At 59.3% G+C, this 21,899-nt stretch carries 20 protein-coding genes and 1 other RNA gene; 11 read left to right on the top strand and 10 right to left on the bottom strand.

Annotated features, from left to right (window positions below):
* Positions 1-66: 66 nt before the first annotated feature.
* Positions 67-1,728, top strand: a complete 1,662-nt coding sequence (recN, locus tag LPQ25_RS05860) for a DNA repair protein RecN (protein ID WP_014907093.1) — start codon at positions 67-69, stop codon at positions 1,726-1,728.
* A 147-nt stretch (positions 1,729-1,875) separates the two neighbouring features.
* Positions 1,876-2,217, top strand: a complete 342-nt coding sequence (gene bamE, locus LPQ25_RS05855) for an outer membrane protein assembly factor BamE (RefSeq protein ID WP_002914160.1) — start codon at positions 1,876-1,878, stop codon at positions 2,215-2,217.
* A 66-nt stretch (positions 2,218-2,283) separates the two neighbouring features.
* Here the strand turns inward: bamE and LPQ25_RS05850 are convergent, their stop codons facing one another.
* Together LPQ25_RS05850 and LPQ25_RS05845 are read right to left on the bottom strand one after the other, a co-directional pair.
* On the bottom strand, positions 2,284-2,574 hold the full coding sequence (locus LPQ25_RS05850) for an RnfH family protein (RefSeq protein WP_004145682.1): 291 nt from the start codon (positions 2,572-2,574) through the stop codon (positions 2,284-2,286).
* Positions 2,564-3,001 (bottom strand): type II toxin-antitoxin system RatA family toxin, encoded by a 438-nt coding sequence (locus LPQ25_RS05845; RefSeq protein ID WP_004174798.1) that lies wholly within the window; start codon positions 2,999-3,001, stop codon positions 2,564-2,566. The genes LPQ25_RS05850 and LPQ25_RS05845 overlap by 11 nt, the downstream gene beginning before the upstream one ends.
* A 149-nt stretch (positions 3,002-3,150) precedes the next feature.
* Here LPQ25_RS05845 and smpB point away from each other — a divergent pair, with 149 nt between their 5' ends.
* Both smpB and ssrA read left to right on the top strand, forming a co-directional pair.
* Positions 3,151-3,633 (top strand): SsrA-binding protein SmpB, encoded by a 483-nt coding sequence (gene smpB, locus LPQ25_RS05840; RefSeq protein WP_002914164.1) that lies wholly within the window; start codon positions 3,151-3,153, stop codon positions 3,631-3,633.
* A gap of 144 nt (positions 3,634-3,777) precedes the next feature.
* Positions 3,778-4,140: a transfer-messenger RNA gene (ssrA, locus tag LPQ25_RS05835) on the top strand.
* Positions 4,141-4,419: 279 nt separating this feature from the next.
* Here the strand turns inward: ssrA and LPQ25_RS05830 are convergent.
* Together LPQ25_RS05830 and LPQ25_RS05825 are read right to left on the bottom strand one after the other, a co-directional pair.
* Positions 4,420-5,220, bottom strand: a complete 801-nt coding sequence (locus LPQ25_RS05830; protein WP_004180956.1) for a hypothetical protein — start codon at positions 5,218-5,220, stop codon at positions 4,420-4,422.
* Between the two features lie 124 nt (positions 5,221-5,344).
* Complete coding sequence (locus LPQ25_RS05825) at positions 5,345-6,229, bottom strand: LysR family transcriptional regulator (protein ID WP_004212925.1); 885 nt, start codon at positions 6,227-6,229, stop codon at positions 5,345-5,347.
* Positions 6,230-6,440: 211 nt separating this feature from the next.
* On the opposite strand from LPQ25_RS05825, the gene LPQ25_RS05820 reads away from it, so the two are divergent.
* On the top strand, positions 6,441-7,013 hold the full coding sequence (locus tag LPQ25_RS05820; RefSeq protein ID WP_004212922.1) for a flavin reductase family protein: 573 nt from the start codon (positions 6,441-6,443) through the stop codon (positions 7,011-7,013).
* Positions 7,014-7,023: 10 nt separating this feature from the next.
* Here the strand turns inward: LPQ25_RS05820 and LPQ25_RS05815 are convergent, their stop codons facing one another.
* Entirely contained in the window at positions 7,024-7,386 is a 363-nt protein-coding gene (locus LPQ25_RS05815; protein WP_002914181.1) for a helix-turn-helix domain-containing protein, read from the bottom strand.
* Between the two features lie 332 nt (positions 7,387-7,718).
* Here LPQ25_RS05815 and oqxA point away from each other — a divergent pair, with 332 nt between their 5' ends.
* Together oqxA and LPQ25_RS05805 are read left to right on the top strand one after the other, a co-directional pair.
* Complete coding sequence (gene oqxA, locus LPQ25_RS05810; protein ID WP_002914189.1) at positions 7,719-8,894, top strand: multidrug efflux RND transporter periplasmic adaptor subunit OqxA; 1,176 nt, start codon at positions 7,719-7,721, stop codon at positions 8,892-8,894.
* 23 nt (positions 8,895-8,917) lie between these two features.
* Positions 8,918-12,070, top strand: a complete 3,153-nt coding sequence (locus LPQ25_RS05805; protein ID WP_004149399.1) for a multidrug efflux RND transporter permease subunit OqxB19 — start codon at positions 8,918-8,920, stop codon at positions 12,068-12,070.
* 69 nt (positions 12,071-12,139) lie between these two features.
* On the opposite strand, the gene LPQ25_RS05800 is transcribed toward LPQ25_RS05805, so the two are convergent.
* From LPQ25_RS05800 to LPQ25_RS05785, 4 genes are all read right to left on the bottom strand, one after another.
* Positions 12,140-12,619, bottom strand: coding sequence for an RrF2 family transcriptional regulator (locus tag LPQ25_RS05800; protein WP_000888203.1), 480 nt, complete (start codon positions 12,617-12,619; stop codon positions 12,140-12,142).
* Positions 12,620-12,892: 273 nt separating this feature from the next.
* The gene (locus LPQ25_RS05795) at positions 12,893-13,285 is read right to left on the bottom strand and encodes a C-glycoside deglycosidase beta subunit domain-containing protein (RefSeq protein ID WP_014907092.1); all 393 of its coding nucleotides are present in this window, start codon (positions 13,283-13,285) and stop codon (positions 12,893-12,895) included.
* A gap of 11 nt (positions 13,286-13,296) precedes the next feature.
* Positions 13,297-14,310 carry a sugar phosphate isomerase/epimerase family protein gene (locus tag LPQ25_RS05790; RefSeq protein ID WP_014907091.1) on the bottom strand — a complete coding sequence of 338 codons (1,014 nt, stop codon included), beginning with the start codon at positions 14,308-14,310 and terminating at the stop codon, positions 13,297-13,299.
* A 20-nt stretch (positions 14,311-14,330) separates the two neighbouring features.
* A complete protein-coding gene (locus LPQ25_RS05785; protein ID WP_014907090.1) occupies positions 14,331-15,104 on the bottom strand; it encodes a TIM barrel protein in 774 nt (257 codons plus the stop codon).
* Positions 15,105-15,324: 220 nt separating this feature from the next.
* On the opposite strand from LPQ25_RS05785, the gene LPQ25_RS05780 reads away from it, so the two are divergent.
* The 3 genes from LPQ25_RS05780 to LPQ25_RS05770 all read left to right on the top strand — a co-directional run bounded on the left by LPQ25_RS05780 (position 15,325) and on the right by LPQ25_RS05770 (position 19,927).
* On the top strand, positions 15,325-16,782 hold the full coding sequence (locus LPQ25_RS05780) for an MFS transporter (protein WP_014907089.1): 1,458 nt from the start codon (positions 15,325-15,327) through the stop codon (positions 16,780-16,782).
* A gap of 128 nt (positions 16,783-16,910) precedes the next feature.
* Positions 16,911-18,410 carry a GMC oxidoreductase gene (locus LPQ25_RS05775; protein ID WP_014907088.1) on the top strand — a complete coding sequence of 500 codons (1,500 nt, stop codon included), beginning with the start codon at positions 16,911-16,913 and terminating at the stop codon, positions 18,408-18,410.
* A gap of 269 nt (positions 18,411-18,679) precedes the next feature.
* Positions 18,680-19,927 carry an MFS transporter gene (locus tag LPQ25_RS05770; RefSeq protein WP_014907087.1) on the top strand — a complete coding sequence of 416 codons (1,248 nt, stop codon included), beginning with the start codon at positions 18,680-18,682 and terminating at the stop codon, positions 19,925-19,927.
* A gap of 11 nt (positions 19,928-19,938) precedes the next feature.
* Here LPQ25_RS05770 and LPQ25_RS05765 read toward each other — a convergent pair whose 3' ends face one another.
* Complete coding sequence (locus tag LPQ25_RS05765; protein ID WP_012967405.1) at positions 19,939-20,583, bottom strand: TetR/AcrR family transcriptional regulator; 645 nt, start codon at positions 20,581-20,583, stop codon at positions 19,939-19,941.
* A 202-nt stretch (positions 20,584-20,785) separates the two neighbouring features.
* Between LPQ25_RS05765 and LPQ25_RS05760 the strand changes: the two genes are divergently transcribed.
* Positions 20,786-21,880, top strand: a complete 1,095-nt coding sequence (locus LPQ25_RS05760; protein WP_014907086.1) for an LLM class flavin-dependent oxidoreductase — start codon at positions 20,786-20,788, stop codon at positions 21,878-21,880.
* Positions 21,881-21,899: the final 19 nt, after the last annotated feature.

Genomic DNA, 21,899 nt, shown 5'->3' with positions numbered 1-21,899 from the left:
CTGGATAAAAAACCAGTCTATACTGTACGAAAACACAGTATTGGTTTTTCATACAGGAAGGCAGCTATGTTGGCGCAACTCACCATCAGTAATTTTGCTATCGTTCGTGAACTGGAAATTGATTTCCACAGCGGCATGACCGCCATCACCGGGGAAACCGGCGCCGGGAAATCCATTGCCATCGACGCGCTGGGGCTGTGCCTCGGCGGCAGAGCGGAAGCCGACATGGTGCGTCGCGGCGCCACCCGTGCCGACCTGTGCGCGCGCTTCGCGCTGAAAGATACCCCTGCCGCCCAGCGCTGGCTGGAAGAGAATCAGCTGGAGAGCGGGCGTGAGTGTTTACTTCGCCGGGTGATCAGCGCCGACGGCCGCTCGCGCGGCTTCATCAACGGCACCGCCGTCCCGCTCTCGCAGCTGCGCGAGCTGGGCCAGCTGCTGATCCAGATCCACGGCCAGCATGCCCACCAGCTGCTGACCAAACCCGAACACCAAAAAACGCTGCTCGACGGCTATACCGGTGAGTATGCGCTTACTCAGCGTATGGCCGAGCACTATCGCCAGTGGCACCAGAGCTGCCGCGAGTTGGCCCAGCATCAGCAGCAGAGCCAGGAGCGCGCCGCCCGCGCCGATCTGCTGCAGTATCAGCTTAAAGAGCTGAACGAATTTAACCCGCTGCCGGGAGAATTCGAGCAGATTGACGAAGAGTACAAGCGCCTGGCCAACAGCGGCCAGCTGCTCAGCACCTGCCAGCACGCCCTTACGGTACTGGCGGACGGCGAAGAGGCCAATCTGCAGAGCCAGCTTTATACCGCGAAGCAGCTGGTCAGCGAGCTGGTGGGCATGGACAGCAAGCTTTCCGGCGTCCTGGATATGCTGGAAGAGGCGGCCATTCAGCTCAGCGAGGCCAGCGACGAGTTGCGCCACTACCATGACCGTCTGGATCTCGATCCGAACCGTCTGTTTGAACTTGAGCAACGGATTTCCCGACAAATCGCGCTGGCGCGTAAACATCAGGTGATGCCGGAAGAGCTGCCGGCGGTTTATCAGGCGATGCTGGAAGAGCAGCGCCTGCTGGACGACAGCGCCGGCTCGCTGGAATCCCTCAGCCAGCAGGTGGTCGAACATCATCAGCTGGCGCTGGAGACCGCGCGCCAGCTGCATGTCCTGCGCCAGGCCAGCGCCGACGAGCTGACCCAGCTTATCACTGAGAGTATGCACTCACTTTCGATGCCGCACGGGGTCTTCGCGATTGAGGTCGCGTTCGATGAACGCCATCTCACCGCCGACGGCGCCGACCATATTGAGTTCCGCGTCACCACTAACCCAGGTCAGCCGCTGCAGCCAATCGCCAAAGTGGCCTCCGGGGGCGAACTGTCGCGCATTGCGCTGGCGATTCAGGTGATCACCGCGCGTAAAATGGAAACCCCGGCGCTGATTTTCGACGAAGTGGACGTCGGTATCAGCGGCCCCACCGCCGCCGTGGTCGGCAAGCTGCTGCGCCAGCTGGGCGAGTCCACGCAGGTGATGTGCGTGACCCACCTGCCGCAGGTCGCAGGCTGCGGCCACCATCATTTCTTTGTCTGCAAAGAGACCGATGGCGAGATGACCGAAACCCATATGCAGCCGCTGGATAAACGTGCTCGCTTGCAGGAGCTGGCCCGTCTGCTGGGCGGCAGCGAAGTCACGCGCAACACCCTGGCGAACGCGAAAGAGTTGCTTGCGGCGTAAACTTTTTGATTTTCACAGGGTCATAGTGAACAGCAAATTGCCTGCTGACCTGCAGCCGGAGGTTTCCAACGGCGCGAAGGTCTATTATTATCGGCATATTACAGATGAGCCACGTACTGCTCGGGCCCAAAAAGGAATCAAATCACTATGCGCTGTAAAACGCTGACTGCTGCCGCAGCGGTTCTTCTTATGTTGACCGCAGGCTGTTCCACTCTGGAACGAGTGGTTTACCGTCCTGACATCAACCAGGGTAACTATCTGGCACCAAACGATGTAGCAAAAATTCGTGTCGGTATGACGCAACAGCAGGTAGCTTATGCTCTGGGGACGCCAATGATGACGGATCCGTTCGGCACCAATACCTGGTTCTATGTCTTCCGTCAGGAGCCGGGCCACCAGAAAGTGACTCAGCAGACCCTAACCCTGACCTTCAACAGCGGCGGTGTGTTGACTAACATTGATAACAAGCCTGCGCTGACCAGTCAGTAAGGCCCGGAAAAGCAAAAAGCGCTCGATGAGCGCTTTTTTTATGGCTGATAGTCGGTCTGCTGCGGGTTACTTTGCGGCGCTTTTCTCTGCCCGCTGGCGACGCAGCTCTTTCGGGTCTGCGATCAGCGGACGATAGATTTCCACCCGGTCGCCGTCGTGAACTTCGTCATGCAGCTTTACCGGACGACTGTAGATACCCAGCTTGTTTTTCGCCAGATCGATGTCATCACGCAGCGCCAGCAGACCGCTGGCGATAATCGCCTGCTCGACCGTCGCCCCCTCGTCCAGGGTGACCCGCTGCAGATACTGCTTTTCAGGCAGCGCGTAGGCGACTTCAACACGAATATTAGCCGGCACTGTAAACCTCTTTGGCGCGCGAAGTGAACGCCTGCACCATGTTAGCGGCCAGCTCTTTGAAGATCCGGCCAAAAGCCATCTCAATCAGTTTATTGGTAAACTCGAAATCGAGATGGAATTCTATTTTGCAGGCCTCGGGGCTCAGCGGAATAAACTTCCAGCCGCCAATCAGCTTCTTGAACGGGCCATCCACCAGGCTCATCAAAATGCTCTGGTTGCTGGTCAGTGTATTGCGTGTGGTGAAGGTCTTACTGATGCCGGCTTTGGACACATCAACCGCCGCCGTCATTTGCGTCGGCCCCAATTCCAGCACGCGGCTACCGGTGCAGCCTGGCAGAAAATCAGGATAGGACTTCACATCGTTTACCAGTTGATACATCTGTTCCGCGCTGAAAGGCACCAGCGCAGTACGGCTAATCTGAGGCATAGCAGGTTCCACATTTAAACACAGTGCAAATAATATCATTTATCTGCTGCTAAAAAAAACGCTGTGCCGCAACTCGTGCTAAGATGCGCAGTACACCTCGCAGGATGCGATCGAGGTAACTGTGTATAAGACGATGACTTCAGGACATTATGACTAAGAAAAAAGCCCACAAACCTGGATCAGCCACCATTGCGCTGAATAAACGCGCCCGTCACGAATACTTTATCGAAGATGAATACGAGGCTGGTCTCGCCCTGCAGGGCTGGGAGGTCAAATCCCTGCGTGCAGGCAAAGCCAACATCGGCGATAGCTATGTCATCCTGAAGGATGGCGAGGCCTTCCTGTTCGGCGCCAACTTTACGCCTATGGCCGTGGCTTCCACCCACTATGTCTGCGACCCGACGCGCACCCGTAAGCTGCTGCTCAACCAGCGCGAACTCGACACGCTGTACGGCCGCATTAACCGCGAAGGTTACACCGTCGTCGCCCTGTCGCTGTACTGGAAGAACGCCTGGTGCAAAGTGAAAATCGGCGTCGCCAAAGGTAAGAAACAGCACGACAAGCGTACCGACCTGAAAGATCGTGAATGGGCGCTGGATAAGGCGCGTATTATGAAGCACGCCGGACGTTAATTTCCCCTCCCCGAGGGCCAGCTCTCGCTGGCCCTTACGCTATATCTTTGTTGATGCTGCTTTTTCGTCCACCCCGTTGAAACAATCCTGCGTAATGGGGCTGGTAACGACATTCACAAATCTGTTATACTTGACCTACACATTGGGGCTGATTCTGGATTCGACGGGATTTGCGAAACCCAAGGTGCATGCCGAGGGGCGGTTGGCCTCGTAAAAAGCCGCAAAAAATAGTCGCAAACGACGAAAACTACGCTTTAGCAGCTTAATAACCTGCTCTGAGCCCTCTCTCCCTAGCTTCCGCTCTTAAGACGGGGATCAAAGAGAGGTCAAACCCAAAAGAGATCGCGTGGATGCCCTGCCTGGGGTTGAAGCGTTAAATCTAATCAGGCTAGTTTGTTAGTGGCGTGTCTGTCCGCAGCTGGCAAGCGAATGTAAAGACTGACTAAGCATGTAGTGCCGAGGATGTAGGAATTTCGGACGCGGGTTCAACTCCCGCCAGCTCCACCAAAATTCTCCATCGGTGATTACCAGAGTCATCCGATGAAGTCCTGAAAGCCCGCACGGCGCAAGCCCTGCGGGCTTTTTTGTGCCCTCAATTTGTCCCGCGCAGTCCAAAGAAAACTCATTAAATCCGAACCTTTTAGGCCTATTGATAGGCACAACGAAAAGCTCTGGTATTTTCACGTTACCGATACCCCGCTAGCCCCCCCTCTCAGAATTAGACCTCCCACGACACTCGCACAACCCTTTCACCCTCCGGCCGCGTCCGCGGCCGGAGGGATAGATTTACCCCTTGTGAGAATACGCGTCCAGCATGGCAAGGACCGCCCGACGCGCCGCATCGTCTGCGATATTGTCAGGCAGCGCATCAGCCCGCAGGTTGACATAAGCGTCAGCAGCCCTTCGAATGGCAATCCCGACGGAGTGACGATCGTGTGTTGCCAGAGTGGAAGTCAGAAGGCCATCGGGATCAATGCCGAGGGCTTCTATTCGACGAACGCCGCGTTGCGGTAGATTGGCGCGACGAAACAGCATCGGTCCCAGCACTTGTTCCCGGAAGAAAGACAGCATCCCCAGCGCTTCGAAGAGTTCCCCCCTGCCCAGTTTAACCACGGCATAATGCAGCCAGATCCAGGCCCGGGACTCAAACCACTCCGGCGTCATGTTCGGCCAGTGCGCGCTAAATTTTGCCAGCTGTCGCTTGAGAGCATCGTTATCACGGGTAAATAGCACGGCAGGCTCTTCAACGCGCTGAGTGAGCATGTCCAGGGTGATAAATTTCAGATCGACATGCAGAAGTTCCGGGCCAAACAGGCAGATCAGCAGGCGAGGCTCACCGACGTGTTCCCCGGTGAAAGCATGTAGCAGATGGCCGAGCGTTCCGGCGAACGCCATACGCTGAGCCATGATTTCGTCATAATAGAGAGGGTCGATCACCACCACGAAATCCAGATCGGAGTATTGATCAAACCCGCCATGGATAAACGAGCCGCCGGCGAGAAGGGAGTGGATCCGCGAATCAGACTGTAATTTAAGCTTCAGTTGCTCTGCAAAACTTCTGTGTAAATCGGGTAGCGTATTAAGCATACTTTTTCCTGTTCACAAAAAAGACAAAGCATTACAGAATATCGAGCGATTCATCAGCAGACCAGATATTTCTGCTGGAACCCTACCCTCCATCGCGAAGCGCTAAATGCAAGCAATACTCCCCTCAAACCACCTCGCTCATCCACTCAGCAAACGCCCGCACGGCGGGAGAGAGAAAGCGCTGGTGCGGATAGAGCAATGTGACGGGTACCGGGGGCGGCTGCCAGTCCGTCAGCACTTCCACCAGTCTCCCCTCCTGCAGGTGGTCAGCAACGATATTCTCCGCCAACTGCGCCAGCCCAAATCCTGCCAGGCACATTTTTATATAGAGCCCCGTTTCATTCACCGCGGCGTTGCCGCTGACGGGTACAGAAAAGGTCTCGCCATGGCGAACGAAGCGGAACTCATCGGCCCGCCTCGCCTGACCGGAGAAATAATGCACAGCCCGGTGCTGAGAGAGCGCCTCCGGTGACGGGGGCACGCCATATTCCCGAAGATAGTCCGGTGACGCGCAGGTCACCCAGCGAAAGTGGCCCAGAGGGCGGGCCACCAGGCTGGAATTGTTCAGCTCTCCCGTTCGTATCACGCAGTCGACGCCTTCCTGAATGAGATCGACCTGGCGATCGCTGACGCCGATCATCAGGTAGATATCGGGATAGCGCCGGTAAAAGTCCGGCAGATGCGGCATGACGATGAAATGCGCGATGCCCGCGGGCATATCAACCCGCAGGCGCCCCTGAGGCCGCGCGACAGACTCGCTCAGGGTGGATTCACTATGTTCGATGAGGGCGAGAATTTCCCGGCACTGCGCCAGATACTGCATCCCTTCCGGGGTAAGGCTCACCCGCCTTGTGGTCCGGTTCAGCAGCCGCACCTTCAGGTATTTTTCAAGGTTTTTAATGGTACTGGTGACAGTGGAGGCCGGCAGGGAAAGGGTTTCCGCGGCACGCACGAAGCTTCCTGCCTCCGCGACGCGCATAAACATCTGCATAGCCTGAATACGATCCACCTTCTTTCTCTCCTGTAGCGAGCAGCTTACCGACAGACGGCATGATTATTCGTGTATTATGAATAATGAAAACAATTTACGCACCTTTTTACGCTTAATCGCCTGGCGTATCGTTGCACGGTGGATTACGAAAGGGGGCCCGAAAATGAACATGCCCTCAATAAATATCCAGATAATCATTACGTTAAATAGCATGCACAAAGGAAAAACCATGTCCGTTCAGCCTGTCGAAATAAGTAAGGCCTATCGTTTATTGCAGGTCGGGTCCACCACCATGATTTCCGCAAAATATGATGGCGTCGAAAATGTCATGTCAGCCGCCTGGGTTGGGCTGGCAGGCGAGCGAAAAGTGGTGGCCTATATTGGCACCCAGGCTTTCACTCGTCAGCTGGTGGAAAAGAGCGGCTATTTCGTGGTGCAGATCCCCGTAGTCAGCCAGATGGCAACCGTCCTCTACGCTGGCGGGCGCAGCTATGCCGACGCGCCGGATAAAAATGACACCATCCCCTTCTTTTATCAGCCGGAATTTGATCTTCCTCTTGTGGCAGGCTGTGCGGGCTGGCTGGTGTGCAAAGTGATGCCCTACCCGGACATTCAGCAGCAACACAATCTGTTTATGGGCGATATCGTCGCCGCCTGGAGCGATGACCGGGTATTCCGCAACGGACACTGGATCTTTGATGATGCGCCGGACGAGCTACGGACCGTTCACTATGTCGCAGGCGGGCAGTTCTATGCCATCGGCAAAGGCAGCAAATTCGAACATGGGCCGGGTCAGGACTGACCCTCCCCGGTCATGCGGATCGCTGACGAGATGTCTGCGCAACAGAGCGGCTGATACTCCGGCGCCAGACGCCGGGCGCCTGGCCGTACTGGCGCTTGAAGCTGCGGTTGAAGGACTGCTGGGAGTCAAAGCCGAGGGCAATCGCCACGTTCAGGATCGGCTCGTTGCTGTGGGCCAAGCGTTCGATCGACTTTTGCAGCTTTTTCGCCCGAATATATTCTCCGAGGGGCTGCCCGGTATGTTCTTTGAAGATCCGCTGCAGGTGCCACTTCGAATAGCCGGCTCGTCGGGCAACGGTGTCAATATCCAGACGGCTATCAAGATGGTTGTCGATCCAGTCAATCAGATCCTGAATGATGGCGCCAGTGTTCATCATGTTACCCCCTCGCGGCCGGTTAAAAGCATCTTTGTCAGTTGCATTTAAAGGTGGCCTGTTTTTACACAAAATGCAAGTTTTATTGTTACATTTAAATCCACGCCGGGATCGCGGTTTTTTATCTCCCCTGGACCGCACATAAAGTGCAACAATTATTCTTGCACTTAGTTAAGCGCCTTCCTACAATCGCCGCGATAGTGTATTCGAAATTGTTACAGTTTTGTGGCGATGATCGACACAAATGGCCTTAAGCCAGCCCGGACAAAGGAAGTGGCGCGGCTTCTCACGCTGCGTCTTGCCCGGCGGCTACATTTACCGGAATAAAAATAATGAGCCTGCAAAAAACCTGGGGAAACATTCACCTGACCGCGCTCGGCGCGATGATGCTCTCCTTTCTGCTCGTCGGCTGCGACGACAGCGTCGCGCAGAATGCTGCGCCTCCCGCCCCGACGGTCAGCGCCGCTAAGGTGCTGGTGAAGTCGATCAGTCAGTGGGATAGTTTTAACGGTCGCATTGAAGCGGTGGAGAGCGTTCAGCTTCGCCCTCGCGTCTCGGGATACATTGATAAAGTGAATTACACCGACGGCCAGGAGGTGAAAAAGGGCCAGGTGCTGTTCACGATAGATGACAGAACCTATCGCGCCGCGCTGGAGCAGGCGCAGGCGGCGTTGGCAAGAGCCAAAACGCAGGCCAGCCTGGCGCAAAGCGAGGCGAACCGCACCGATAAATTAGTCCATACCAACCTCGTCTCCCGTGAAGAGTGGGAGCAGCGCCGGTCAGCCGCGGTTCAGGCACAGGCCGACATTCGCGCCGCGCAGGCGGCGGTGGATGCCGCGCAGCTTAACCTCGACTTCACCAAAGTGACCGCCCCTATTGACGGCCGTGCCAGCCGGGCGCTGATCACCAGCGGTAACCTGGTCACCGCGGGCGACACCGCCAGCGTGCTCACCACCCTGGTCTCGCAGAAGACGGTGTACGTCTACTTTGACGTCGACGAGTCAACCTACCTCCACTATCAAAACCTCGCCCGCCGCGGGCAAGGCGCGTCCAGCGATAATCAGGCGCTTCCGGTGGAGATTGGCCTGGTTGGCGAGGAGGGTTACCCCCACCAGGGCAAAGTGGATTTTCTCGATAATCAGTTAACGCCGAGTACCGGCACCATCCGCATGCGTGCGCTGCTGGATAACTCGCAGCGTCTGTTCACGCCAGGGCTGTTTGCCCGCGTGCGTCTGCCGGGCAGCGCAGAGTTCAAAGCCACGCTTATCGACGACAAAGCGGTACTGACCGATCAGGATCGTAAATACGTCTATATCGTTGATAAAGATGGTAAAGCACAGCGCCGCGACATTACCCCAGGGCGGCTGGCAGACGGTTTACGCATCGTTCAGAAGGGGTTGAATCCTGGGGATAGCGTCATCGTCGACGGCTTACAAAAAGTGTTTATGCCGGGTATGCCGGTTAACGCCAAAACCGTTGCCATGACCTCCAGCGCCACCCTTAACTGATCCCTAATCAGAGAATCCAAGACATGGACTTTTCCCGCTTTTTTATCGACAGGCCGATTTTCGCCGCGGTGCTGTCGATTTTAATTTTTATCACCGGGTTAATCGCTATCCCACTGCTGCCGGTGAGCGAATATCCGGATGTCGTCCCGCCGAGCGTCCAGGTGCGCGCGGAATATCCCGGCGCCAACCCGAAAGTGATTGCCGAGACCGTGGCGACGCCGCTGGAGGAAGCGATCAACGGCGTTGAAAACATGATGTACATGAAATCGGTCGCCGGCTCCGACGGCGTGCTGGTCACCACCGTCACCTTCCGCCCGGGTACCGACCCGGATCAGGCGCAGGTTCAGGTGCAGAACCGCGTCGCGCAGGCCGAAGCGCGTCTGCCGGAGGATGTACGCCGTCTGGGGATCACCACCCAGAAGCAGTCTCCGACGCTGACCCTGGTGGTGCATCTGTTTTCGCCAAACGGGAAGTACGACTCGCTGTATATGCGCAACTACGCCACGCTGAAAGTGAAGGATGAGCTGGCGCGCCTGCCCGGCGTCGGCCAGATCCAGATTTTTGGCTCCGGTGAATATGCGATGCGCGTCTGGCTGGATCCCAATAAGGTCGCGGCCCGCGGTCTGACGGCTTCGGATGTGGTGACGGCGATGCAGGAGCAAAACGTCCAGGTGTCTGCCGGACAGCTTGGCGCCGAGCCGCTGCCGCAGGAGAGCGATTTCCTGATCTCCATTAACGCCCAGGGCCGTCTGCATACCGAAGAAGAGTTTGGCAATATCATTCTGAAAACGGCGCAGGACGGCTCGCTGGTCCGCCTGCGCGACGTGGCGCGCATCGAGATGGGTTCCGGTAGCTATGCGCTGCGCTCCCAGCTCAACAATAAGGATGCGGTCGGGATCGGTATCTTCCAGTCCCCCGGCGCTAACGCCATCGATCTGTCGAACGCGGTACGCGCCAAAATGGCCGAGCTGGCCACCCGCTTCCCGGAAGATATGCAATGGGCGGCGCCGTACGACCCGACGGTTTTCGTCCGCGACTCCATCCGCGCGGTGGTGCAGACGCTGCTGGAGGCGGTAGTGCTGGTGGTGCTGGTAGTGATCCTGTTCCTGCAGACCTGGCGCGCGTCGATTATCCCGCTGATCGCGGTGCCGGTATCGGTGGTGGGTACCTTCAGCATTCTCTATCTGCTGGGCTTCTCGCTGAATACCCTGAGCCTGTTCGGGCTGGTACTGGCTATCGGTATCGTGGTGGACGACGCCATCGTGGTGGTGGAGAACGTCGAGCGTAATATCGAAGAGGGGCTTGCGCCGCTTGCCGCGGCGCATCAGGCGATGCGTGAGGTCTCCGGGCCGATTATCGCCATTGCGCTGGTGCTGTGTGCGGTGTTCGTGCCGATGGCGTTTCTCTCCGGGGTCACCGGACAGTTCTACAAACAGTTCGCGGTGACCATCGCCATCTCGACGGTGATCTCGGCCATCAACTCGCTGACGCTCTCCCCGGCGCTGGCGGCCCTGCTGTTAAAGCCGCACGGCGCGAAGAAAGACCTCCCTACCCGGCTGATCGATCGTCTGTTTGGCTGGATTTTCCGTCCGTTTAACCGCTTTTTCCTGCGCAGCTCGAACGGCTATCAGGGGCTGGTGAGCAAAACCCTCGGACGCCGTGGCGCGGTGTTTGCGGTGTATCTGCTGCTGCTCTGCGCCGCAGGGGTGATGTTTAAAGTCGTCCCCGGCGGGTTTATTCCCACCCAGGATAAGCTGTATCTCATTGGCGGCGTGAAGATGCCGGAAGGGTCGTCGCTGGCGCGCACCGACGCAGTGATCCGCAAAATGAGCGAGATCGGGATGAATACCGAAGGGGTCGACTATGCGGTCGCTTTCCCGGGGCTTAACGCGCTGCAGTTCACCAACACGCCGAATACCGGGACGGTCTTTTTTGGCCTGAAACCGTTCGACCAGCGCAAACACACGGCGGCGGAAATTAACGCGGAGATCAACGCCAAAATCGCGCAAATCCAGCAGGGCTTTGGCTTCTCCATCCTGCCGCCGCCGATTTTAGGACTGGGTCAGGGTTCCGGCTACTCCCTGTACATACAGGATCGCGGAGGGCTGGGCTATGGCGCGCTGCAAAGCGCGGTGAATGCGATGTCCGGGGCGATTATGCAGACGCCGGGGATGCACTTCCCGATCTCGACTTACCAGGCTAACGTGCCGCAGCTGGACGTGCAGGTCGATCGCGATAAGGCGAAAGCGCAGGGGGTATCGCTAACCGAGCTATTCGGTACGCTGCAGACCTATCTCGGCTCGTCTTATGTCAATGACTTTAACCAGTTCGGGCGTACCTGGCGCGTGATGGCCCAGGCTGACGGACCATACCGCGAAAGCGTGGAAGATATCGCCAATCTGCGCACCCGCAATAATCAGGGCGAAATGGTGCCGATCGGCAGTATGGTGAATATCAGTACCACCTACGGGCCGGATCCGGTGATCCGCTACAACGGGTATCCGGCGGCGGACCTGATTGGCGATGCCGATCCGCGGGTCCTCTCTTCTTCGCAGGCGATGACGCATCTGGAGGAGCTGTCGAAGCAGATCCTGCCGAATGGGATGAATATTGAGTGGACGGATCTCAGCTTCCAGCAGGCCACCCAGGGCAACACGGCGCTGATCGTCTTCCCGGTGGCGGTGCTGCTGGCGTTCCTCGTGCTGGCCGCGCTGTATGAAAGCTGGACATTGCCGCTGGCGGTGATCCTTATCGTACCGATGACGATGCTCTCCGCGCTGTTTGGCGTCTGGCTGACCGGGGGCGATAACAACGTCTTCGTGCAGGTGGGTCTGGTGGTCCTGATGGGCCTGGCCTGTAAAAACGCCATTCTGATCGTCGAGTTTGCCCGCGAGCTGGAGATCCAGGGGAAAGGCATCATGGAAGCCGCGCTGGAGGCGTGCCGCCTGCGTCTGCGCCCGATCGTGATGACCTCCATCGCCTTTATCGCCGGGACCATTCCGCTGATCCTCGGCCACGGCGCGGGGGCGGAAGTCCGCGGCGTCACCGGGATCACGGTGTTCTCCGGGATGCTGGGCGTGACGCTCTTCGGTCTGTTCCTGACGCCGGTGTTTTACGTGACGCTGCGGAAACTGGTGACCCGCAGGAAGCCGGTCCAGGAGGATCTGCCCGCCTAGCCTGCTGCAGATAACAAAAAAACCGCCTTCACAATTTGAAGGCGGTTTTTTTTCGTCACCAGAAAATGATTAATGCGCTTTTTTAAAACGGGCGATCATTTCCGGCACCGGGTCGCAGCCGCTGGTATCGGCGTTTTTGACCGCCTCCAGCGCGCTGGCCACGGTATGGCGAGCGAGGACGTTTAACGAAGCCTGCTCTGCTTCATCGGCAACCGATTTGAAGTACCAGCAGGCGTTGGCGCTGACCACGCAGCGGGCCGGGACGTCAGGACGCGACGCCCACAGTTTTTTATCTTCGATAACCGAAAGATAGATATCACGCAGGGTGATCTTGTCCGCCGGACGGCCAAGATGAATTGAGCCGTTGCGGCCAAGCGTGGAGACGATAATGCCGTCACGAGTTAGCGGAACCATTAGTTTACGGATAAAGCTCGGGTTCGCTTCCAGGCCGTAGGCCAGAATCGCACTCGTCGAACGTTCACCCATCTGCTCCGCCATTGCTACGCTGAGAACCATCTGCAAAGCTGTCGGGAAGCGGTAATCTAACATGGCAGTGTCCTGGGTTGCGGTGAATCTTGTTCTTTTTGGCACCGCAGAGGTGAATAATCAATGAACAACAATATAACAAATACGGGAATTTTTTTGAAGCAATCTGCGGTTAGCCTGCGAAGTAAATTTTCTGATTTCACGGGCAAAGGCGGGCTGAGAAAAAGCGCTCTACCGTACCGGTTTTACTGAACGGAAATCGCCTCACCGCTCTCCAGTGACTGCCCCTGCGTTAAAGAAATCCGCTGCCATAACGGCAGCGGATCCTGCGGGATGTTAGGCCGTTAATTCCAGCTCGGTTTCAAAGGTGGTCACCGGCACAAACGGCAGATAGGAGATCCGCAGCCTCTCGGCCACTTTCAGGCGATGCCAGCCGGCCGGCAGGCCGCCGGGTTTGAGCACCGTAATGGTCGCCTTTTCACCGAAGTTCCACCGGTCGTCGTAGACGCTCTCCAGCTCGTCGAGCGTCCACTCCCGGCCGCGCAGCGCCAGGCGGATCGCCTGCCGTGGGATAGCTTCGCCGTTGAGGGTCACGGCGATATCTTCCACCATCGACAGCCCCAGGCCACGGTAGTAAGGCAGACGAGCCAAAAAGCGCACGCCGATAACTTCCCCGTCGCGGGTGACGTTGTCGAACCCTTCGCGGCAGATAATATGCTGATCAAACATGATAATGCTCCTTACTGGCCCAGCAGCGCCGGGGGTGGGGTTTCATCTAACAGGCGACAGAACATCAGCTGCTGGCGGCGGACCTGCTCCAGGCTGTCCACGTCCTGCGCGTCTTCCACCCAGCGGTTGCCTTCGTACTCGGAGCACACATATCCCTCATAGCCACCCTTCTGCAGCACGCGGAAGATCTCATCGTAGGGAATCGACCACTCGGTTATCTCGTCGGTCATCTCATAGAATTTGGCATGGATGTTGTGGATCCGCGGCATAAACTCGAGCATCCGCTTCGGCTCGAACGCCGCGTTGTGGCGCAGGGTTTCCGCCATCGCCAGCTGCGGGCCCGGCCCCCATTTTTGCATCACATCCAGGATCACGTATTCGCTGAGCGTCCGGTCTTCATAGGCTTTCTCAATAAAGTCCGCCGCCGCCTGGGGACAACCGTTACGAATAAAGCGCTCTTTCCACACTCGCGGGAAGCGGGCTAAAAACATCCCCATATCCGGCAGGAAGCCCAGCGCCCGGGTATGGGCTTTTTCATAGGCTTCGGCATGGCGAATAATCCACGGATGATCGAAATGTAGCGGGGCGTGCACTTCCAGCAGAATCGTGATCCCTTTGTCTTCCGCATAAGGCGCCGCCGCCACCAGCACCTCCGGCGCCACGGAAACCAGGGAGCGGATATAGCGCATGCCCAGCCGGGCGGCAAAGTCGATGTCGTTTTGTACGCTGCGCACCTGCTCGTCAAACGGCATCGGCCGGTCTTTATATCGCTTATAGTCGAGCATAAAGTCATGGCATACCGGCACCGTATCATGGCGCTGCATCAGGCGATGCCAGTCGGCGATCGCCGCCTCCGGCATGCCGCATTCGGGCCAGCCGGCGAAGGTCTGTTCGCCGACGACTTCAATGCCGCGGGCGCCGAACGCCGCGCAGTGACCGATCGCCTGATCGAGTGACATTTTGCCAAGGTAGGTCTCATTCTGAAAACTATACAGACTGACGCCGCGTTTTATTTTCTGAGTCATAAAAGTACCAGGTAAGTTGTTTAACAGGATAAGCCGGTCGCTTCGCGGGCGCGAGCCACCGAGGCCGCTGCGGGCAGCGACGGTTTATACTCCAGACCAATGGCCCCGTTGTAGCCCAGCCGTTGCAGCCTGGCGATCAGCGCTGGCCACTCACCGCTGCGCGGATCCGGTTCGTTGCGATCCGGCGCCTGGGCTATCTGCACGTGCCCCACCCGATGCATTCTGCCGCCGAGCACCTCCTCCATCTCCTCTTCCATTACCATCGAATGATAGACATCAAACAGCAGCTGCAGCCGTGGGCTGTCGACCGCCTCGATAATGTCCAGCGCCAGCCGGGTATCGTTTAAGAACATCCCCGGATGATCGATGCGGGTGTTGAGCGGCTCCAGCAACAGGGTGACCCCGGCGGCTTCCGCCAGCGTCGCTGCCTGACGCAGGATGTGGACCGCCTGCGCCTGCTGCTCGGCAATATCGACCCCTTCACGACTGAAGCCGGAGGCTACCACCAGCGGTGGCGACCCCAGCTGACGTGACACCGCCAGGCTGTCGCTCACTGCCGCCAGAAACTGCTCATGCTCCGCCGGATCCACCAGGCTGCGCCGGGGCTCTACCACGAAGCTCGACAGCGTCACGCCCGTCTCTTCCAGCGCCTGCGCCAGCGCTGCCAGCGGTTTATCGCGCCAGAGGTGAAACTCAACGTGGCTGAATCCCTGCGCTTTCGCCGCCCGGACCCGATCGCTGAAATCGGGATACTCTTCACGAAACAGCCATTCAATACATGCGGACAAATACATCCGACCCCCTTCTCTACTTGCCAGATCAAAACAAACAAAATTAGAATAAGAATTCTTATTCTGTTTAGGAGCGGCAGTGTGACGCCTTCCCCTCTGGCTTAACGGTCAGCGGCAGGATCTGACGCGGCATAACCAGAATGAGTGCTCTAATTCTAATCTCTGTTTGCTATAAATTGTCAATATTATTTAACAAGTTTTTAACTAAATCTAAAGGTACATCATGCTCAATAACGCTTCGGCGGCCACAGTTCAGGCGCCTCCCTACACCAGCGAACGGCAGCGCACGCTGGCCACGCTGGTGGTTTCGATAGCGCTGGTGCTGGAGATCATCGACGTTTCAATCATCAATGTCGCCATCCCGGTGGTACAGCGCGACCTGCTCGCCAGCCCGCGGCAAATCGAATGGGTGGTAACCGGCTACCTGTTCTTTTTCTCCATTCTGCTGCTTACCGGCGGCCGTCTCGGCGATCTGTATGGCTACCGGCGGATGTTCATTAGCGGCCTGCTGGCGTTTGGCGCCGCGTCGGCCGGCTGCGGGCTGGCCATCAGCCCGGAGATGCTGGTCGCGATGCGTATTGCGCAGGGGGCCAGCGGGGCGATGATGGGCCCGCAAATCCTCTCCCTGATGCAGGTTCTGTATCGCCCGCACGAACGTTTCCGGGTGATGAGTATTTTCGGCCTGCTCGGCGGCGCCGCCGGGATCCTCGGTCCGGTACTCGGCGGGATCATCATCGAAAGCAATCTTTTCGACCTCAGCTGGCGGCCGATCTTTTTGATCAACGTGCCGGTGATCGCCATCGCCGTCGCTCTGGCGTGGCGGGTGCTCCCGGCGGTGCGCAGTCCGGAGGCGAAAGGCATCGATCCGCTGGGAACCCTGCTGGCGGTGGTAGGCGGCGGCGCGCTGCTGCTCACCCTGATCGAGGGTCCCGCTCTGCGCTGGCCGGCCTGGATGGTGCTGCCGCCGCTGCTGTCGGTCATCACGGTGTCACTCCTCTGGCGCCATCTGCTGGGACGCGAACGCCGGGGCGGCACGCTGTTGTTGCCGCCAGCCGTACTGCGCGACCGCTTTTTTCGCGCCGGGATCATCATCACCCTGCTCTATCAGCTGACCACCGCCTCGCTGCTGCTGGCCACCGCGCTGGTGCTGCAGAGCGGACTGGGCTTCAGCCCGTTCCACACTGCCCTGATGCATATCCCCTTCGCGCTCGGGGCGATGTTTTCCATCGCCGTCGCTGGACGCCGGCTGTCACTTCGTCTTGGGCGCAACGTGACGCTGGTTGGGGTGGCGGTACAGATGAGCGGCCTGCTGCTGATGGGCTACGGGATCGCCGCAGCGCCGGGGACGCTGCCGCTGACCGCGCTGGGTCTTGGGTTCGGCCTGTGCGGCTGTGGGATGGGGCTTATCTCCGCCCCGCTGCCGGCCTTTGCTATGGCGGCGATACCGGTGGCCCACGCCGGCGCGGCGTCGGGATTATTTCGCACCGGCCAGCAGTTTGGCGCCGCCCTCGGCATGGCGACCCTCGGCGGATTCTATCTGGCGCAAAGCGCCTCCGCACCGGATGCCTGGCGCGGGGCCTTTATCACCCTGCTGACCCTTGGCGCCCTGATCCTGCTGGCGATTGCCGCCCTCAGCCGCCTGCTGCCCGCCTCAGTGCTTCCCCCGGCGGGTAAGCCATGACCTATCGCGTCCGGCAATGGCTGCTATCATGAGGAACCATTTATCAGGACGCACCAGGCTGTAGTACCTATTTTCTGTACACCTGCAACGGGCATACGCCCGGAGAACAATAAAAGGTAAGAACTGATATGGATGAAAACATCGATGTACTGATTATTGGCAGCGGCCCGGTGGGCGCCGCCTTTGCCCGCCGAATTGCCGATCGCAGCGCCGCGCGGATCCTGGTGGTGGAGGCTGGCGAAGCGCTGACCCCCGCGACCGGCGTCAATATCCGTAACCTGGCGCCTGAGCAGCGGGAAGCGGCGTACGCCAGCGCCCGGGCGTTTCCGCTGGCCGCCCTGCCGGAGAGCCTGCCGGCAGACGCTCTGCAGGCGCGGCCGGGCACCCACCTCCTCGACCCGGCGTCGCCCCACAGCGGCATGCCGGCTGCCGCGCTCTCCACTAACCTCGGCGGCATGGGCGTCCACTGGACCTGCGCCTGTCCGCGGCCGGGCGGCAGCGAAGTCATTCCTTTTCTCGATCCCCGAGAGATGGCTGACGTCTGGGAATCGGCAGAGCATTATCTGCAGGTGACCCGCGAAGGATTTCCGGCCACCGCCATCAGCCGGCAAATCGTCGATGCCCTTAACCAGCACTTCGCCAGCGACCGTCCCCCAGCGCGACTGGCGCAGCCTATGCCGCTGGCCTGCGCCGCGACGCCGGAGGGCAAACCGCGCTGGTCCGGCGTCGACGCGGTGCTCGGCGCGCTGGCGGAGGAAGAGACCCGCCGCCAGCGCGGGGTGGAGATCCGCACCGCCACCCTGTGTACCCGGATCCTCAGCGAGAACGGCGTCGCCCACGGGGCGGAGATGCGCGATCTGCGCAGCGGTGAACTGTACGTGGTGACGGCCAAAGCGGTGGTGGTCGCCGCCGATGCGCTGCGAACCCCACAACTGCTGTACGCCTCAGGCATCCGCCCGCGGGCGCTGGGTCGCTGGCTCAACGATCAGCCGCAGGTGATCGCCCTGATTGAAGTGGACGCCCCGCCTGCCGCCGCTGCGCAGGCCAACCCGGTACGCGACGGACGGGACAATGTCTCCGGCGTCACCTGGCTGCCGTTTCATGAGCCCGATTTCCCGTTCCACGGTCAGCTGATGCAGATGGATACCTCACCGATCGCCTTTACCCAGCCGCCGGGAGGCCCGACGAAGCCGGTGGTCGGTCTGGGGCTGTTTCTCGCCAAGGAGCTACGCGAGGAGGATCGGATCGTCTTCAGTGATGACACCGATGCCGTAGGACTGCCGAAAATGCAGCTGAACTACCAGTTAACCGACGGCGATCGCCGCCGGTTACAGCAGGCGGTGGCGGTGACCGAACGCGTCGGCGCCGCGCTGGGCCGCGTGGCGCCCGGTGGAGAAGCCATTATCCTGCCGGCAGGCACCTCGCTGCACTACCAGGGAACCTGTCGCCTGGGAGAAGCAAACGACGGTAGCAGCGTGGCCGATCGCCACTCGCGGGTCTGGGATTTTCACAATTTGTACGTCGGCGGCAACGGCGTGATCCCCACCTCAACCGCCTGTAACCCGACGCTGACCAGCGTCGCCCTGGCGATCCTCGCCGCGGATGATATCGTGGCGCGGCTGCTGTAGCGCCTCTGGCTTACCGGGGTAAAAGCGACCCTGGTTCCCCGCGAAAGGCGACATCGGTCGCCTTTTTTATTGCCGCAAAACCACAACAACTCAATGGTATTTTTGTTTGTGATGGATCACATACGTAATCACAATTTTTCCCCGCGCCGTTCCTGCTCCTACTCTTAAATCCGCGGCGATTCCCGCCGCCACCTGTATCCCTGACCTGCATACTAAAAAACCGCGCCGCCGCCGACGACAGGCGACCCGCGCGATAAAAGGAGAACGTCGTGAGCCATAGCCTGAATCCGCCTCACGCGCCGCAAGCCGGCGCGATCCAGGGCATCATCATCGCCCTGACCGCCTTTCTACCCATCCTGGCGATCGTTTCCCTGGCGCCGGCGGTCCCGACGCTGATCCAGCACTTCGCCGGCATGCCTTATGTCGAAACCCTGGTACCGCTGATGCTCACCGCGCCCGGTCTGGTGATCGCCATCGCCGGGCCCTGCACCGGCTGGCTGGCGGATAAATTTGGCCGCCGTAAACTGCTGCTCAGCGCCACCCTGCTGTATGGCATCTGCGGCACAATGCCGCTCTACATCACCTCCCTGACCGGCATCTTCTGCAGCCGCCTCGGCGTCGGACTGGCGGAGGCGGTAGTGCTGACCATCGCTAACACCATGCTGATCGATTACTTTGACGACAAACAGCGCCGCTTCTGGCTGACGGTGCAGGGGGTAATTGGCCCGGCGCTGGCGGTGCTGGTGCTGGCCAGCTCCGGCTATCTGACCGCCCTGCGCTGGAACGGCGCCTTTATGATCTACTTTGTCGCCATCCTGTTGTTCCTGGCGATGTACTTCTGGATGTTCGAACCGGCTCAGGCGGCCCGTCCGCAGCACGCTGCCCAGGCGGCGCAGCATAATCAGTTTCCGTGGCCGCGAGTGATCGCCCTCAGCGTGCTGACGTTTGTCTGCGCCATCATTTATTACGTGTACACCATCAATGGCGCCAACGCCTTTCATACTCTGCAAAATGCCACTCCGCAGCGTATCGGCCTGATTATGTCGCTGGTCAGTCTCGCCGTACCAGTCGGTTCGCTGCTGTTCGGTCTGGTCTCCCGCCGCTATACGCCGGAGCGCGTGCTCGCAATCATGCTCTGCCTGATGGGGATCGGGATGCTGGTGGTGGGCGAATCGCGGACGGTGATCGCCATGGGGATCGGCTCCGCCATTCAGCAGCTGGGGGCCGGCATGGCGATTAACGCGATGATTTACTGGGTAGGGTCGCTGATTCCGCCCGCCTACTGCGGCCGGGCGATGGGCGCCTGGTCCGGGGCCTTCTTCGCGGGCATGTTCGTCAGCCCGATTATTGTCGGCGCGATCCGCCTGCGGGCCGGGAACGATGTGCTGAGCGCCTTCCTGACGCTCGGCATCGCGGCGCTGGTGCTGGCCGCCGCGATATTTCTTTATACCTTCTCCCGTCATAGCCAGCGCCTGCGTCAGCATAAGCAGGCCAGCGCCTGGCAGTTAGCGAAGTAAGATCCCGCGGCTTAGCCGGCCTCGACGGGGGTGACCAGATAGCTCAGACACATCATGCCCAGATGGCGTTTGAGCTGTTCCCAGTCGCCCTCACCGGCAGCTTCTGCCGCCGACCCCAGGCCGAGGAAGCGGGCCAGCGCGGCATACGAAACCGTAAAGCAGAAGCGGGCGGCCTGTTCCGGCTCGGGGTGGCGGATCTCCGCCGCGGCGTCGAGCAGCTGGTCGATAAAGGTCTGTTCGTTTTTCTGATAAGCGGCTTTACCAATCCCCGCCACGCGCTCATCATCCGCCCGCGCCATAAACGGTCGCAGGATCCCGGCATGGCGGCGCAGATACTCCGCCTGGACATCCATCAGCGCCGGAAGCCGCTGGCGCAGCGGCAGATTGCGCGCGTGCAGCTGCTGGATCAGTTGCTGCCATTCAGCGTCCAGCTCCTGCATCACCTCCATCATGACGGCGATAAACAGATCTTCTTTGCCACCAAAGCGGGCATAAATCGAGCCGACAGAAACGCCCGAGCGTTTACTGATTTCAGCAATGGTCAGCAGCTCAAAGGTGCCTTCATGCAGGATTTCACGGCTGGCGGCCATCAGCCGCTCCAGCGCCACCCGGCTCCGGTCCTGTTTCGGCTGGCGCATCGCGGGAAGATCGGTCATCGCAGTTCTCACCTCTTTATCCATAGAAAACCCCCGCAGTGTATTGCAGTTAGCAACCACGCTGCAAATTACCCGCCCGTCTCACCCGTGGGCCATGTGGCAAAAGTGTGATGGCGGTCATTTTCATTCTTAGATAAACAACTAGAATCATAATTATAGTTCTATTTAATAATAACAACCACCACACAACCCAGGAGTTGCTATGCGTTTCTCTGTTTTCCTCGTCGGTCGTTCCACTGCCCCCGAGCAGGATCGTTTTGTCATGCAGTCACTGATCGATCACGCGCGCCAGGCCGAAGATCGCGGTTTCGATGCGGTCTTTATGCCAGACCATCACTTTACCGGCTATGCGCCGATGTCCAGCGATCCGTTTGTCTTCGCCGCGTACCTGGCGGGACAGCTGAAAAAGATCCACTTTGGCATGTCAGTCACCACCGTCCCGCTGCACCACCCGGTGCGCTTCGCCGAGCGCGTTAACCTGCTGGATCAACTCACCGAAGGCCGCCTGCTGGTGGGCATCGGCAGCGGCACCACGCCGGAAGAGATGATCGGCTTTGGCGTGAACTACAAGGACGCCTCCAGCCTGCTGCAGGAGAACCTCGATCTGGTCCAGCGGCTGTGGGAGAAAAACATTGAAGACGATCCGATCATCTTCGAGACCGGCCACTATAAAGGCGCGGTGGTCCAGCGCATCGTTCCTGCCCCCTGGCAAAAACCGTTTAACCGCATCATGCCGGTGGCCCTGCGTGAAACCAGCATGCAGCGCGCCGCCGACAACGGCTGGCCGGCCTTTATACCCGCGTTTACTCCGCCGATCCCGGCCAGCAACGATCCGTTTGGCCAGCTGACCCACTATTTCACCCGCTACCGCGATGCCCTGCTCAACGCCGGCCATAGCGACGAGGTGGTGAACCACTGCCTCTCGTGGACCACCCATACCTGGCAGTGCGTCCATATCGCCCCCACCGACGAGCAGGCCCGCGAGGAGATGCTGCAGATCATGGGCTGGTACCAGCAGGCCATCGACCGGGAATATGAATACAACAAGCGGGCAGAAGAGTTCAGCGGCGTCACGCTGCACCGCCATCCGGACTGTTTCAGCGAAGAGTGGATCAAAACCTGGTGCCTGTACGGCAGCCCGGAGACCGTCGCCGAGGAGCTGGAACGCCACCAGCAGCTGGGCATCGGCAACGTGCTGCTCGGCTTCACCAACGGCCCGCTGACCGAGGAGCGCCTGCGCCTGAGCCAGCAGTCGATCTCGTTGTTCGCGGACCAGATCCTGCCGCGCTTTCGCTAATCCGACCGGGAGATCCTGC

It is taken from the genome of Klebsiella sp. KPN54798 (assembly GCF_021184225.1).
Classification (GTDB): Bacteria; Pseudomonadota; Gammaproteobacteria; order Enterobacterales; family Enterobacteriaceae; genus Klebsiella; species Klebsiella pneumoniae.
The sequence above is the reverse complement of the archived record's forward strand: the minus strand, read 5'-3'. Positions and strand labels throughout refer to the sequence as shown.

Excerpts from the sequence above, each read along its gene's own strand:
- oqxA (WP_002914189.1), top strand. The coding sequence starts at position 7,719 with ATGAGCCTGCAAAAAACCTGGGGAAACATTCACCTGACCGCGCTCGGC.
- LPQ25_RS05820 (WP_004212922.1), top strand. The coding sequence starts at position 6,441 with ATGTCCGTTCAGCCTGTCGAAATAAGTAAGGCCTATCGTTTATTGCAG.
- smpB (WP_002914164.1), top strand. The coding sequence starts at position 3,151 with ATGACTAAGAAAAAAGCCCACAAACCTGGATCAGCCACCATTGCGCTG.
- bamE (WP_002914160.1), top strand. The coding sequence starts at position 1,876 with ATGCGCTGTAAAACGCTGACTGCTGCCGCAGCGGTTCTTCTTATGTTG.
- LPQ25_RS05800 (WP_000888203.1), bottom strand. The coding sequence starts at position 12,619 with ATGTTAGATTACCGCTTCCCGACAGCTTTGCAGATGGTTCTCAGCGTA.
- LPQ25_RS05790 (WP_014907091.1), bottom strand. The coding sequence starts at position 14,310 with ATGACTCAGAAAATAAAACGCGGCGTCAGTCTGTATAGTTTTCAGAAT.
- LPQ25_RS05775 (WP_014907088.1), top strand. The coding sequence starts at position 16,911 with ATGGATGAAAACATCGATGTACTGATTATTGGCAGCGGCCCGGTGGGC.
- LPQ25_RS05815 (WP_002914181.1), bottom strand. The coding sequence starts at position 7,386 with ATGAACACTGGCGCCATCATTCAGGATCTGATTGACTGGATCGACAAC.
- LPQ25_RS05795 (WP_014907092.1), bottom strand. The coding sequence starts at position 13,285 with ATGTTTGATCAGCATATTATCTGCCGCGAAGGGTTCGACAACGTCACC.
- LPQ25_RS05845 (WP_004174798.1), bottom strand. The coding sequence starts at position 3,001 with ATGCCTCAGATTAGCCGTACTGCGCTGGTGCCTTTCAGCGCGGAACAG.
- LPQ25_RS05780 (WP_014907089.1), top strand. The coding sequence starts at position 15,325 with ATGCTCAATAACGCTTCGGCGGCCACAGTTCAGGCGCCTCCCTACACC.
- LPQ25_RS05765 (WP_012967405.1), bottom strand. The coding sequence starts at position 20,583 with ATGACCGATCTTCCCGCGATGCGCCAGCCGAAACAGGACCGGAGCCGG.
- LPQ25_RS05805 (WP_004149399.1), top strand. The coding sequence starts at position 8,918 with ATGGACTTTTCCCGCTTTTTTATCGACAGGCCGATTTTCGCCGCGGTG.
- recN (WP_014907093.1), top strand. The coding sequence starts at position 67 with ATGTTGGCGCAACTCACCATCAGTAATTTTGCTATCGTTCGTGAACTG.
- LPQ25_RS05760 (WP_014907086.1), top strand. The coding sequence starts at position 20,786 with ATGCGTTTCTCTGTTTTCCTCGTCGGTCGTTCCACTGCCCCCGAGCAG.
- LPQ25_RS05830 (WP_004180956.1), bottom strand. The coding sequence starts at position 5,220 with ATGCTTAATACGCTACCCGATTTACACAGAAGTTTTGCAGAGCAACTG.
- LPQ25_RS05785 (WP_014907090.1), bottom strand. The coding sequence starts at position 15,104 with ATGTATTTGTCCGCATGTATTGAATGGCTGTTTCGTGAAGAGTATCCC.